This is a genomic window from Bacillus swezeyi (genome assembly GCF_001969815.1).
In the GTDB taxonomy this organism is placed as follows: domain Bacteria; phylum Bacillota; class Bacilli; order Bacillales; family Bacillaceae; genus Bacillus; species Bacillus swezeyi.
On sequence record NZ_MRBK01000013.1, the window covers coordinates 58,898 to 73,184 of the forward strand.

The following is a 14,287-nucleotide window of genomic DNA, read 5'->3' on the forward strand; positions in this document are numbered from 1 at the left end:
GAAGAGCTTGCCTCTAAAACAGCAGGCTCTTCTTCCTTTCTACATACTGATTTGAATGCGCCGGACTTTTCAAGGGTTAGCAAGAAGGATACAATAAGTTTGCAAACAGTCAAAAGGAGTGGGCTAAAGCGTGATGATTAAAGCAGTGATTTTTGATTTTGACGGTCTTATTTTAGATACAGAAACACATGAGTATGAAGTGCTTCAAGAAATATTTGAAGAGCATGGGTCGGCGCTTCCAATGTCGGTTTGGGGAAAAGTGATCGGTACGTCCGCGGGATTTCAGCCATTCGTTTACTTGGAGGAGCAGCTTGAAACAAAGCTTGACCATGAAGGACTGACGAAGATGAGGCAGGAGCGTTTTATAAAAAGAATGGAAAATGAAAAACCGCGCCCAGGTGTGGAAGCTTATTTATCAGCGGCAAAAGAGCTCGGCCTAAAAATCGGCCTGGCTTCAAGCTCAGATTATAAATGGGTATCTCAGCATTTAAAACAAATCGGCCTTTATGACGATTTTGAGTGCATCAGAACGGCTGATGATGTAGAAGAAGTCAAACCGAATCCGGAGCTTTATCTGAAGGCTGCCGATTGCCTTGGTGTGAAGCCTGGGGAATGCATCGCTTTCGAAGACTCTGTCAATGGATCGATTGCGGCAAAACGGGCCGGTATGAAGTGTGTCATCGTTCCGAATCAAGTCACGAAAACTTTGCTGTTCGAAGATTATGACCATCGCCTTGAATCAATGGCGGAATTGGAACTTGAACGGCTGATAGAGAAAATTTCTGAACAAGCATGAAGAAGAGGAGAGGAGGAATGAGACGTGTCTGAAAAGTTGGATCTTTCCCGTTTTGAAAAAAAGATTGTAATTCGCAATATTGAAGAAAAGGATATCGAAAGCATCATTGAGCTTCAGGAACTTTGCTTTCCGGGAATGATCCCTTGGAAGCGTGAGCATTTGGAAAGCCATCTTGATCATTTTCCGGAAGGGCAGTTCTGTGCAGAGCTTGACGGTGAAGTGATCGGCTCCTGCTCAAGTCTGCTGATCAATTTTGATGAATATGATGACAGGCATACATGGCAGGATATTACAGATGACGGCTATATCACCAATCATAACCCTGACGGCTTAAACATGTACGGTATTGAAGTCATGGTTCAACCTGAATACAGAAGAATGAAAATCGGACACCGTCTTTATGAAGCACGCAAAGATCTGGCGAGAAGGCTGAATCTAAAAAGCATCATTATCGGCGGACGGATTCCGAATTACCATAAGTACGCTTCGGAGATGACGCCGAGAGAATATGTGGAACAGGTCATTCACCACCAGATTTATGATCCGGTCCTTTCATTTCAGCTTTTGAACGGATTTACGATGATGAGGATTAATCCAAACTATCTTCCTGATGACAAAGCATCAAGCAAATATGCCACTTTGATGGAGTGGAATAATGTCGACTATCTGCCGCAAACGAAGCGCTATTACAAGTCGGCTTTTCCGGTTCGGATCTGCGTGATTCAATACGAAATGAAGCAGATTCATTCGTTTGAGGAGTTTGCCAATCAAGTGGAATACTATGCGGATGTCGCTTCAGACGCCGGAGCTGATTTTGCAGTTTATCCGGAAATCTTTACGACACAGCTGATGTCTTTTCTCGAAGAGCGTTCTCCGAGCCTCGCCGTGCAGCGAATCACAGAATACACCGAGGATTATATCAGCTTGTTCACAGATCTTGCCGTCAAATATAACGTGAATATTATCGGCGGCTCCCACTTTGTCGAAGAGGAAGGGAAAATCTACAATATCGCTTATCTCTTTAGAAGGGACGGCACGATTGAAAAGCAGTACAAGCTCCACATCACACCGAATGAACGGAAATGGTGGGGCATCAGCAGAGGAGATGAAGTGCGCGTTTTTGACACAGACTGCGGAAAAATTGCGATTCAGATCTGCTATGACATTGAGTTCCCTGAGCTCGGCAGAATCGCAACGGAAAAAGGCGCAAAAATTATTTTTACGCCTTTCTGTACTGAAGACCGTCAAGGCTATTTGCGCGTCAGATACTGCGCTCAGGCAAGAGCAGTTGAAAATCAGGTATACACCGTCATTTCCGGAACGGTCGGAAATCTTCCGCAAACCGAAAATATGGATATTCAATATGCGCAATCCGCGATTTTCGCTCCTTCAGATTTTGAATTTGCAAGGGATGGAATCGTCGGTGAATGCAATCCGAACATTGAAATGGTGGTCATCGGCGATGTCGACTTGGAAATTCTCAGAAGGCAGCGCCAGGACGGAACGGTCCGTCAGCTCAAGGATAGGCGCCATGACATATACCGGATCAATTATAAAAAATAATCGAACAGAGCCGGCCGTTTTTGGCCGGCTTTATTCAGTTTGACTTTTTGGTTTATTTTTCATATATTGTAACTATCAAAAGGAGGTGGGAAAGATGAATCAAACTGGTATCCGCATGACAGACATGCAAGCTCATTTGTATATTTGTCGTGCGATTTTTTCCGGAGAATGCGGATTACGGGATCAGTCTGCCCTTTTTACACATTCATACAGGAAAAAATACCAGTGAGAGACATCTGCCCACAATCGGATTTTCATTCATGTCTGATGACTTGACGGCAGTGTGCAGCTCTGCCGTCTTTTTTAATGCAAAAGTGTCTCTTCACTGGAATATGGAGGAAGAGATAAGTGATCGTATGCAGTATACAGAATGTCACGAAAACGTACGGAGGACACGCGGTTTTCAATGGACTTTCCTGCGAATTTAAGCAAGGTGAACGCATCGGCCTGATCGGCAGCAATGGCTGCGGGAAAACGACTTTATTAAAGTTAATGAGCGGTCAAGTACAGCCTGATGAAGGCCTTGTCACCTGGAAAAAAGGAACGGCCGCCGGGTTATTGGAGCAGACTCCTTCCATGGACGGCCAAAAAACAGTGAAAGAGCTGCTTTATGATGTGTTTGCTTCATTATGGAAAATACAGCACAGGCTTTCCCAGATTGAACGGGAGCTTTCAGGCGAAAACGATATGAAAAGGCTTGAACGCCTGTTGGAGCGGTACGGGGCATTGCAGGAAGAATTTCAGCAAAAAGGCGGTTATGAGATCAGCGCGCAAATTGAACGCGTTGCCGCCGGATTGAATGTCAGCCGCCTGTTTGATAGGCCGTGGCGAGGCTTGAGCGGAGGCGAGCGGACAAAGGTCGGCCTGGCGCGCCTTTTGCTTTCAGCGCCGGATTTGCTTTTGCTGGATGAGCCGACAAACCATTTAGATTTAACTGCGATCGAATGGCTTACATCATTTTTAAAGCAGTACAAAGGAACAGTAGTCATCGTTTCGCATGACCGCTATTTTTTGGATGAAGCCGTCACATCCATTTTTGAAATCGACCAAGGCGAATTTCACATGTATCAAGGCGGCTATTCAAAATATGCGGTTGAACGAGAGGAGCGCCTCATCAAAGAATTCCAGCATTATCAGGACCAGCAGAAAAAGATCAAAAAAATGAAAGAAACGATTAAGCGTTTAAAGGAATGGGCGAATCGGTCCAATCCTCCGAACGATGGTCTGCATCGGCGGGCGAAAAGCATGGAAAAGGCTTTGGCGCGCATCGAAGTTTTGAAAAAACCCGTGCTGGAGCGGGAGAAAATAGACTTATCTTTCAAAATGGACGGCCGAAGCGGAAAAGACGTCGTCAAGCTTGAGGAAGTGAGCAAACGATTGGGCGGCCGGATGCTCTTTAACAGCCTGAGCATGCATGTCCGCTTTCAGGAGCGCGCCGCCATTGTCGGTGAAAACGGCAGCGGAAAAACGACGCTTCTCAATATCATTGGCGGAGCGGCTGCCCCTGACGGCGGGGTTGTCCAGCTTGGAAGCCATTTGTCGGCTGCCCATCTGACTCAGCATGTCGCTGAACTGAATGAAGAGCAGTCGGTTCTAGACGAATTCCGTGAAAAAGTCACTGCAACTGAAGGCGAAGCCCGCATGATGCTTGCAAAATTTTTGTTTTACGGAAATGCCGTTTTTCAAAGAGTAAAAGATTTAAGCGGGGGAGAGCGGATGAGGCTTCGGCTGGCCCAGCTTGTTCATCAGCAGCATAATGTCCTCATTCTCGATGAACCGACAAACCATTTAGACATTGAGTCAAAAGAAGTGCTCGAAGAAGCATTGAGCCAATTTGAGGGAACAATAATAGCGGTATCCCATGACCGGTATTTTCTCGATCGTCTGTTCAATGTCACCTATTGGCTTGACGGCGGGCGGTTGACCCGATATGACGGAAACTATACGGCTGCGAGAGAAGAAAAAGCGGCTGGATGGAAGCTGAAATAAAAGAAGGACAGGGTCAGCCGGCCCTGTCCATTTGATCTGAAGAATGCTGATATTGAAAAGAAAAGAAATCTTCTTTATTATTAAAATTATGACTGAAAACGGTTTATATATAAAAAAGAAGGTGCATCATGGAATTTTTGCTTGTTTTGCTGCCTGTTTTCGGGATTTTTGCGATTGGGTTTATCGGACAAAAGCTGCTTCATTTTGATATTCAAAATCTCTCTAAAATGTCCCTTTATTTAATGTCTCCTTTTTTGGCGTTTGATACATTTTATGAAAACAGGCTGACTATGGATTATGTATATATGTCCGTCTATTGCCTCGGCCTCTGTTTAACTTTGATTCTATTTGTATATATCATTTCATATTTTCACAAGTATTCCAATCAGGAGCGGTGCGCTCTTGTTTTGTCGTCTGCTTTCATGAACAATGGAAACTACGGCACTCCGGTCGTCTTGCTTGTCTACGGGACGGCGGGGCTTGATATCGCCGTTGTGCTGATGGTGCTTCAGCAGCTTGTGATGAGCACGATCGGCGTGTATTATGCAGCGAAAGGAAGCTCTAAGGGAGGCGGCTTTAAAACGGTGATGACGAGGGTAACCCGGATGCCCGTTGCATATGGGGCGCTGCTCGGCATGTTTTTTCAGTTAGGTCATATTTCGATTCCCGAACAGTTAATGACGGCAATTAAATTAGTAGGCGACGCTGCGATACCGACGATTATGATCATTCTAGGCATGCAGCTTGCCGTCATTTCCTTTAAGCATATTGAATATCGGAAAATCTCTTATTCTCTCTTGCTGAAGCTGTTCGTGTCCCCCTTGATTGCCTTGGGATTCGCTCTCATCCTGCCTGTCGACGATTTGGTCAAAAAGATTATGATTCTGGCCGCTGCCATGCCGACGGCGGCAAATACGACACTGATGGCCGTACAGTTTGAAACAAAGCCGGAAATCGTTTCAAGCGCAACGTTTATCAGCACGATGCTCAGCATAGCCACCTTGCCGGCTGTGCTCTGGATGCTTTCTCTGTGGGGCTGACCTGAAATCGTTCAGGCAGCCTTTTTGCATATCAAAACAAAAAAAGGAACGGCACCTCATCCGGAGAAGTAAATCAATAGGAAACTGAAATGATTTACTTTTTTGAAACATTGATTGTGGTGATGACATAGGAGCTTTCTGAAACGAAACGATCGCTGCGATGATCATGGAACCGATTATTACGGGAGGCGGCATCCTCATGCCTCATGACGGATATATGGAGGTCAAAAAGATCTGTGAGAAGCACGAAGCGCACTTGATCTGTGATGAAGAGATCTGCGGTTTTGGCAGGACTGTCAACGATTTGATTTTATAAATTATGGTGTTTATTACGATGGCCAAAGGTTTAACAGGCCGATATCTGCCGCTTTCGGCAACGGGTAAGTATGACCGCCTCCGCCATGTCAATACGTTTGGAGGAAGCCCTGCGGCCTGCGTCGGCACTGAATAACCTCAGCGTGATGGAGGAGGAGCAGTTGATTGAACGATCAAGGACGCTCGGCCTAAGGCTCCTCAGTGAATGAAAAGCCGCCCGAATGTTGTCGGAAACCTCTGCGGCAAAGGGCTGCTTGTCGGGAAAGAACCCGCAGATGTCAAAGGTGTGGACAAAGTGATCAGGCAATCCAGGGAAAAAAGGATTCATTGTCAGCAAAAACGGAGATACGGCGTCGGATATCATTTGCATCCCCGCTCAGCCTGTCGGAACAAGACCTTTCATTTATGGTGAAAGTGCTCAAGGAAAGCCTTTGCCGGCTGTAACGAAAGGGGCGGCGGGAGCGCCGCCTCAGCTTAATAACAGAGCAATCTTTCCGAACTGTTCACCGTTTGCCATTCGTTTAAAGGCATGAACGGCTTCTGATAACGGGAATGCTCGATCTATGATCGGTTTTAGTGAATGACGTTCCATAAAGGCGAGCATTTGCCGAAATTCTTCAAGGCTCCCCATCGATGTGCCGATGATGCTAATTTGCGGAAAAAAAAGCGAGCGCAGCGGAAGGTTGATGCTGTCTCCAGAACTGGCGCCAAAATTGACGATCCGTCCGTTCGGTTTTATGACATCAAAATAGTTTGCAAATGTGGCCGGACCGATGCTGTCAAGGATGATGTCAGCGTGATGTCCGTCCATGTTTTCTTTCCAATCGCCGCCGCTGTCAAAGGCGCGGTCTGCTCCATAATGCAGCGCTTCTTTCCTTTTTTCTTCACTTCGCGATGTCACAGTGACTTCTGCGCCAAGAGCCTTTGCCATCAGCAGCGCATAGGTTGCAACACCGCTTCCGATTCCGGGAATCAAGATATGTTCGCCTTTTTTCAAGCACCCTTTCGTAAATAGGGCTCTGTAGGCGGTCAGAGCGGATAATGGCAAGACTCCGGCTTCCTCCCAGGAAAGATAGGCGGGTTTTGTAACAACGTGTTTGGCCGGAACGATGACATGTTCCGCGAAAGTGCCATCAGTGGGGCCTCCCAGGATGTCCGGAACTTGCGGAACGGAATCGGTCAGTTCCCAAGCAATGCTCGGATTGATGATCACCTCTGTATGAACGGAGAGATCTTGCACACCCTCGCCGATTTCTTCTATAATGCCGGCTCCGTCTGAACCGGGAATAAACGGGGCATCGCCTGCTTTTCTCGACTGAAAGAGAAACAGGTCCCTGTGATTCAGCCCCGCTGCTTTCAGTTTGATTTTTACTTCGCCAAAGCCGGGCGATTTAGCTGAAACGTCTTGATATGTAAGTCCCGAAAGCCCGGTCGTACCGTCATGTATGATCGCTTTCATCAAAAATCCCCTTTCATATGTGATTAAGCTAAATTATCCACCCGGGATGGGGGAATGTAAAATCATCTGCTTGGGAATGATTTTCATCAGTAAAAGCCAAACTTCTTTCTATATAAGGGATTGCAATGTGAGGGAAATTCCTTTAGTGTAATACAGTAAAAGCAGGATAGTAAATGAAGGAGATGGAACATGAGTTTTGACGATCAGCAAATTTTACCGGCAATACGAAACATGAAACAATTTGATATTTTTTTGGACAGTCCTTTTTCATACGGAGTCCTTCTTGATATTCATCTTGGACAGTTGGGCGGGGTCATCAGCGCTGCGAGAGCACGCGGAAAAAAGATGCTTGTGCATGTCGATTTAATCCAGGGAATTAAACACGATGAGTACGGAGCGGAATTCATCTGTCAGGCAATGAAGCCGGCTGGTATTCTGTCAACGAGATCAAGCGTGATTGCCAAGGCAAAGCAGAAGAAAGTATATGCCATCCAGCGCATGTTTTTAATTGACACAAGCGCCATGATGAAAAGTATTGAACTCGTTAGAAAACATAGACCTGATTATATTGAAGTGCTTCCGGGAGTTGCGCCGGAATTGATTAGTGAAGTAAAGGAAAAAACTGGAATTCCAATATTTGCAGGAGGATTCATCCGTTCTGAAAAAGATGTAAGAAAAGCGCTAGAGGCTGGGGCTGCAGCTGTGACTACCTCTGATACGGAACTGTGGAAAAAGTATTGGGGTTAAAATTTAAAATGTGAAAAAATATTGACACCGCTTACATTTTACGATACGATCTTACTAAGTTAATACATTGTGACGGAGACTCGGAGACCACAGCAGTTCTTTACTATGATCATGTAAAGAAAGTTTGCTGTGTTTTTTTATGGTCTTTTAAGCACAGTGGATAAGATGAACAATGACTGTTCATCTGGAATTGATAGATTGATTAGGAGGGATTAGCCTTGACAGCATTTTGGGGAGAAGTTATTGGTACGATGCTGCTCATCGTATTTGGTGCAGGTGTATGTGCAGGAGTAAATTTAAAGAAATCGCTTTCTCATCAATCGGGATGGATTGTTATCGCATTTGGTTGGGGGCTCGGAGTGGCCATGGCCGTATATGCCGTCGGCAATATCAGCGGAGCGCATTTAAATCCTGCTGTTACGCTGGGGCTGGCATTTGTCGGCGATTTTCCTTGGGAGCAGGTGCCTTCCTATATTTTAGGGCAGATGCTTGGTGCATTTTTAGGAGCCGTACTCATTTTTCTTCACTATTTGCCGCATTGGAAAGAAACAGAAGATGCTGGAGCCAAGCTCGGAGTATTCTCAACAGGGCCGGCCATTCCTAATACGTTTGCCAACCTGTTCAGCGAAACATTGGGGACATTTATTCTCGTGCTCGGCATTTTAGCGATTGGCGGAAACAAATTCACAGACGGACTGAATCCGCTTGTTGTCGGATTTCTGATCGTGGCGATCGGCCTCTCGCTTGGAGGTACGACAGGTTATGCGATTAATCCGGCGCGAGATTTGGGACCAAGAATCGCCCACTTCGTTCTCCCGATTGCGGGAAAAGGAGGATCGAACTGGAGATATGCATGGATTCCAGTCCTTGGACCGGTTCTCGGCGGATCATTTGCAGGCGTATTTTACAATGCCTTTTTTAAAGGGCACATGACAAACAGCTTTTGGTTTGTAAGCGCTGCAGTAGCTGTGATATTGTTAGGTTTCTATATTCATATGAAAAAACAGGCAGTGGATAAATCGGTCACGTTTTAAGTAAAGTGACTCTTAACAGACTCATAGGGGGAGTTAAAATGGAAAAATATATTTTATCTCTTGATCAAGGAACGACAAGTACAAGAGCGATTATCTTCAACAAAAACGGGGAAGTTGTGCATACCGCACAAAAAGAGTTTCAACAGTATTTCCCGAACCCGGGCTGGGTTGAACACAACGCAAATGAAATCTGGGGATCTGTCCTGTCCGTCATCGCTTCAGCACTTTCTGAATCAGGAATAGAAGCCGGACAAATAGCCGGGATCGGCATTACGAACCAGAGGGAAACAACAGTCGTCTGGGATAAACATACCGGCAAGCCGGTTTACAATGCGATTGTCTGGCAGTCGCGCCAAACGGCAGACATATGCCATGAATTAAGAAATAAAGGCTGTGAAGATACAATCAGGGAAAAAACAGGCCTCTTGATTGATCCTTACTTTTCAGGAACAAAGGTCAAGTGGATTTTGGATCATGTAGAAGGAGCGAGGGACAAAGCCGAAAACGGCGACCTGCTTTTTGGAACAATCGATACATGGCTGATCTGGAAGATGTCAGGCGGAAAAGCTCATGTGACAGATTATTCAAACGCATCAAGAACATTAATGTTCAACATTTATGACTTGAAATGGGATGAGGAGCTGCTCGACATTCTCGGCGTTCCGAAATCTATGCTTCCGGAAGTCAAGCCTTCATCACATGTCTACGCTGAAACGGTCGATTATCATTTCTTCGGAAAAAATATTCCGATTGCCGGGGCGGCCGGAGACCAGCAGGCGGCATTGTTCGGGCAAGCCTGCTTTGAAGAAGGAATGGTTAAAAATACGTATGGCACGGGCTGTTTCATGCTGATGAACACCGGTGAAAAAGCGATTAAATCAGAGCATGGCCTGTTGACGACGATCGCTTGGGGAATTGACGGAAAGGTAGAATACGCGCTGGAAGGAAGCGTATTTGTCGCAGGTTCCGCCATTCAATGGCTTCGCGATGGGCTGAGAATGTTTAAGGATGCAAAAGAAAGTGAAAATTACGCTGTAAGAGCAGAATCTGCTGATGGTGTTTATGTGGTTCCGGCATTTGTCGGCTTAGGCACGCCTTATTGGGACAGCGATGTTCGCGGCGCTGTATTTGGTCTGACCCGCGGAACATCAAAAGAGCATTTTATTAGAGCAACGCTTGAGTCGCTTGCATATCAAACGAAAGATGTGCTTGATGCGATGATGGAAGACTCCGGGATTTCGGTTAAAAAGCTGCGGGTTGACGGCGGAGCTGTAAAGAACAACTTCCTGATGGAGTTTCAGGGAGACATTCTCAATGTTCCGGTTGAACGTCCGGAAATCAATGAAACGACTGCACTTGGTTCAGCTTATTTAGCAGGCCTTGCCGTCGGCTTCTGGAACGATCGCTCAGACATCAAAGATCAATGGCAGCTTGATAAGCGCTTTGAACCGAAAATGGAAGAACAAGAGCGCGACAGTTTATACAGCGGATGGAAAAAGGCAGTAAAAGCAGCTATGGCTTTTAAATAACATTTATGCTACAATGAACTTAAGTTAATAGAAACGGTTGGAGAAGAGGAGAGACCACAACACCAAAGCAGCGTCATTGCTTTGGATGTTTGTGGTCTCTTTTTCTATTATTTGCCGTGACAACAAGGGAGGACTTTAATATGGAATCATTATTTTCAAGCCGCAAACGCGACGACATTCTTAATCATATGACAAAACAGAAATACGATGTGTTTATAATCGGCGGCGGGATCACTGGAGCCGGTACGGCCTTGGATGCCGCTTCACGGGGGATGAAAACGGCTCTTTGCGAAATGCAGGACTTTGCCGCAGGGACATCAAGCCGTTCGACGAAGCTTGTGCACGGAGGGCTCCGCTACTTGAAGCAGTTTGAAGTCAAAATGGTCGCCGAAGTCGGGAAAGAGCGGGCGATTGTCTATGAAAATGGCCCGCATGTGACAACGCCTGAATGGATGCTTCTGCCAATGCATAAGGGAGGAACGTTCGGCAAGTTCTCGACATCTATCGGCCTTAGAGTTTATGATTTTTTGGCAGGCGTCAAGAAGCATGAGCGGAGAAGCATGCTGAATGCAAACGAAACACTCGAAAAAGAGCCGCTTGTGAAAAAGGACGGCCTCAAAGGCGGAGGCTATTATGTCGAATATCGGACAGATGACGCCAGACTGACAATTGAAGTATTAAAAGAAGCGGCAAAGTTTGGAGCTGAGGCCATGAACTATGCGAAAGTAAGCGAGTTTCTTTACGAAAACGGCAAAGTTGTCGGTGTCGTCATTGAAGACGTTTTGACAAAGAAAAAATACCGCGTCTATGCGAAAAAAATCGTCAATGCGACAGGACCTTGGGTCGACCGTCTCAGGGAAAAAGACCGCTCAAAAGAAGGCAAACACCTTCAGCATACAAAGGGAGTGCATCTTGTTTTTGATCAATCGGTCTTCCCTTTAAAACAAGCGGTGTATTTCGATACGCCCGACGGCCGCATGGTGTTCGCCATTCCTAGGAATGGCAAGGCATATGTCGGAACAACGGACACCGTTTACAACAAGGATCTGGAACATCCGAGAATGACGACAGAAGACAGGGACTATGTCATCAAAGCGATCAATTATATGTTCCCTGAGCTGGGCATCAAAGCCGAGCATGTTGAATCCAGCTGGGCCGGACTCAGACCGCTGATTCATGAAGAAGGAAAGGACCCGTCGGAGATTTCCCGCAAAGATGAAATCTGGACATCGGACTCCGGTTTGATCACGATTGCCGGCGGAAAACTGACAGGATACAGAAAAATGGCTGAACATATCGTCGATCTTGTCAGAACCCGTCTGAAAGAAGAAGGAGACAAAGACTTCGGACCTTGCAAAACAAAAACAATGCCGATTTCCGGCGGGCATATCGGCGGCTCCAAAAACTTAGAGGCCTTTATTGAGGCGAAAGCGGCTGAAGGGGTTGCAGCAGGTTTAACAGAACAAACAGCCAAACAGCTTGCAGCCAGATACGGATCGAATACAGACCATCTGTTTGAACGAGTGCAGCAGCTGAAGGATGAAGCAGCTAAACGCCGCATTCCTGTTCACGTATTGGCGGAAATGGACTACGGCATTGAAGAAGAAATGGCCGCCGCACCGGCAGACTTCTTTGTACGCAGAACGGGCGCGCTGTTTTTTGACATCCATTGGGTCCGCACGTATAAAGAGGGACTTACGGAATATATGAGCGACAAGCTGAACTGGGACGCCGAAACAAGGGCTAAGCATATGAAAACATTAGATATGCTGCTTCATGACGCGGTGGTTCCGCTTGAAAACAAATCATCATGACAAGTGCAAAAGGCATGTGTGAATGTTTCGGTAAAACAGGTCTGAATATCTAAAATGGTGCTGCCTTGATAAGAGGCAGCCTCATTTTTTTAGATGAGCCGTCTAATTTTGGACAAAGCAGGCGTTTATCGATAATATAAAAAGAAAAGGCTGCAATTACATAGGCTAGAACAATGGAGGTCTGTCATGAGCTGGAGAACAAGCTATGAACGTTGGAAGAAAAATGAAAACCTAGATCCTGAATTAAGGTCTCTCCTTCTCGAACGAGAAGGAAATGAAAAAGAATTGGAAGATTGCTTTTATAAAAAGCTTGAATTTGGAACAGCGGGGATGCGCGGGGAAATCGGACCCGGCCCGAACAGAATGAACGTCTATACGGTTCGCAAAGCATCGGCCGGCCTTGCTTCTTATATTGCTGCAAACGGGGAGGAAGCCAAGAAGCGCGGCGCTGTCATCGCTTATGACTCCCGCCACAAATCGCCTGAATTTGCGATGGAAGCGGCTAAAACGCTTGCCGCAAACGGCGTTCAGACGTATCTGTTTGATGAACTGCGCCCGACGCCTGAGCTTTCATTCGCGGTAAGAGAGCTGAATGCATATGCCGGTATCGTGATTACGGCAAGCCACAATCCTCCGGAATACAATGGCTACAAAGTATACGGCGATGACGGGGCCCAGCTGCCGCCCGAGGCCGCTGACAGGCTCGTAGGCCACGTCAATGCGATTGAAAACGAACTTGACATTCCGGCTGGCGATGAAGACGCTTTAAAAGAAAAAGGGATGATTAAGGTTATCGGCGAAGATATAGACCAAGCATACCTTGACAAGCTGACGTCGATCTCCGTCAATCCGGATCTTTCTCAAAAGACAGAAGTAAAGGTGATATTCACTCCGCTGCACGGCACAGCCAACAAATCCGTCAGACGGGGACTCAAAGCTCTCGGATATGAACATGTCACCGTCGTTCCTGAACAAGAGCTGCCAGATCCTGATTTTTCGACTGTTTCTTCACCTAATCCGGAAGAACACGCCGCTTTTGAATATGCAATCAAATTGGGCGAGGAAAAAGAAGCCGATATTCTGATCGGGACAGACCCTGATGCAGACCGCCTCGGCGTCGCTGTAAAAGATCAAGAAGGGCGTTATGTTGTACTGACTGGGAACCAGACGGGAGCGCTTCTGCTCCATTATTTGCTTTCACAAAAACAGCAAAAAGGAATCCTCCCGGAAAACGGCGTCGTTTTAAAAACGATTGTCACAAGCGAAATGGGCCGCGATATCGCAGCTTCGTTCGGGCTTGATACAATCGACACACTGACAGGCTTTAAATTCATCGGAGAAAAAATGAAGCAATATCACGCCTCAGGCGAATATACCTTCCAATTTGGCTATGAAGAAAGCTACGGCTATTTAATCGGCGACTTTGCAAGGGATAAGGATGCCGTCCAGGCTGCGCTCCTTGCCGTTGAAGTATGCGCCTTTTATAAAAAAGAGGGGAAATCTCTTTATGACGGTTTAATGGAGCTGTATAAAACATTCGGCTATTATCGCGAGGGATTGAAGTCTCTTACATTAAAAGGGAAAGAAGGAGCTGAACAGATCGCTGCAATCCTCAGCTCTTTCAGAAAGCAGCCGCCTCTTTCAATCGCCGGAAAAGATGTGATGTCTGCTGAGGATTATCTGATCGGCAAACGGACGCTGCTGAAGGAAAACAAGGAAGAAACGATTGATCTTCCAAAATCGAATGTCCTGAAATACTTCCTTGAGGACGGATCATGGTTCTGCCTCCGCCCGTCCGGCACAGAACCTAAAGTGAAATTTTATTTTGCGGTCAAAGGCCAAAGCAATCAAGACAGTGAAGCGCGTCTGAAGACCTTGACAGATGAAGTAATGAATAAAATAGATGAGCTTGTAAAAGCAGCATCAAATTCGTAAGACTAAAAATCCGCCGCATGTATGCAGGCGGATTTTTTTTCATCCCTATTGAAAAGTCATGCTGTT

The 14,287-nt window shown here is 46.2% G+C and carries 11 protein-coding genes and 1 pseudogene; 11 read left to right on the forward strand and 1 reads right to left on the reverse strand.

Going from position 1 to position 14,287, the window contains the following annotated elements; genetic code table 11:
* Positions 1-133: 133 nt before the first annotated feature.
* The 6 genes and pseudogenes from BTA30_RS12250 to BTA30_RS22535 form a co-directional block, all read left to right on the forward strand.
* Positions 134-796: an HAD family hydrolase gene (locus BTA30_RS12250; RefSeq protein ID WP_076761749.1), complete on the forward strand. Its 663-nt coding sequence runs from the start codon at positions 134-136 to the stop codon at positions 794-796.
* 24 nt (positions 797-820) lie between these two features.
* Positions 821-2,359 (forward strand): bifunctional GNAT family N-acetyltransferase/carbon-nitrogen hydrolase family protein, encoded by a 1,539-nt coding sequence (locus BTA30_RS12255; RefSeq protein WP_076761536.1) that lies wholly within the window; start codon positions 821-823, stop codon positions 2,357-2,359.
* Between the two features lie 94 nt (positions 2,360-2,453).
* Positions 2,454-2,588, forward strand: a complete 135-nt coding sequence (locus tag BTA30_RS24125; RefSeq protein WP_263315902.1) for a hypothetical protein — start codon at positions 2,454-2,456, stop codon at positions 2,586-2,588.
* 119 nt (positions 2,589-2,707) lie between these two features.
* A complete protein-coding gene (abc-f, locus tag BTA30_RS12260) occupies positions 2,708-4,348 on the forward strand; it encodes a ribosomal protection-like ABC-F family protein (protein ID WP_076761538.1) in 1,641 nt (546 codons plus the stop codon).
* A gap of 128 nt (positions 4,349-4,476) precedes the next feature.
* On the forward strand, positions 4,477-5,388 hold the full coding sequence (locus tag BTA30_RS12265; RefSeq protein WP_076761540.1) for an AEC family transporter: 912 nt from the start codon (positions 4,477-4,479) through the stop codon (positions 5,386-5,388).
* A gap of 142 nt (positions 5,389-5,530) precedes the next feature.
* Positions 5,531-6,147: pseudogene (locus BTA30_RS22535) on the forward strand (aminotransferase class III-fold pyridoxal phosphate-dependent enzyme); the annotation flags it as partial.
* Between the two features lie 25 nt (positions 6,148-6,172).
* Here BTA30_RS22535 and BTA30_RS12280 read toward each other — a convergent pair.
* Positions 6,173-7,162: a quinone oxidoreductase family protein gene (locus BTA30_RS12280; protein ID WP_076761543.1), complete on the reverse strand. Its 990-nt coding sequence runs from the start codon at positions 7,160-7,162 to the stop codon at positions 6,173-6,175.
* A 189-nt stretch (positions 7,163-7,351) separates the two neighbouring features.
* Between BTA30_RS12280 and BTA30_RS12285 the strand changes: the two genes are divergently transcribed.
* The 5 genes from BTA30_RS12285 to BTA30_RS12305 all read left to right on the forward strand — a co-directional run bounded on the left by BTA30_RS12285 (position 7,352) and on the right by BTA30_RS12305 (position 14,221).
* On the forward strand, positions 7,352-7,909 hold the full coding sequence (locus tag BTA30_RS12285) for a glycerol-3-phosphate responsive antiterminator (RefSeq protein WP_076761546.1): 558 nt from the start codon (positions 7,352-7,354) through the stop codon (positions 7,907-7,909).
* 218 nt (positions 7,910-8,127) lie between these two features.
* Entirely contained in the window at positions 8,128-8,943 is an 816-nt protein-coding gene (locus BTA30_RS12290) for an MIP/aquaporin family protein (protein WP_076761548.1), read from the forward strand.
* Between the two features lie 38 nt (positions 8,944-8,981).
* Positions 8,982-10,472 (forward strand): glycerol kinase GlpK, encoded by a 1,491-nt coding sequence (glpK, locus tag BTA30_RS12295; RefSeq protein WP_076761550.1) that lies wholly within the window; start codon positions 8,982-8,984, stop codon positions 10,470-10,472.
* Between the two features lie 140 nt (positions 10,473-10,612).
* Positions 10,613-12,286: a glycerol-3-phosphate dehydrogenase gene (gene glpD, locus BTA30_RS12300; RefSeq protein ID WP_076761551.1), complete on the forward strand. Its 1,674-nt coding sequence runs from the start codon at positions 10,613-10,615 to the stop codon at positions 12,284-12,286.
* Positions 12,287-12,472: 186 nt separating this feature from the next.
* Positions 12,473-14,221 carry a phospho-sugar mutase gene (locus BTA30_RS12305; RefSeq protein ID WP_076761553.1) on the forward strand — a complete coding sequence of 583 codons (1,749 nt, stop codon included), beginning with the start codon at positions 12,473-12,475 and terminating at the stop codon, positions 14,219-14,221.
* Positions 14,222-14,287: the final 66 nt, after the last annotated feature.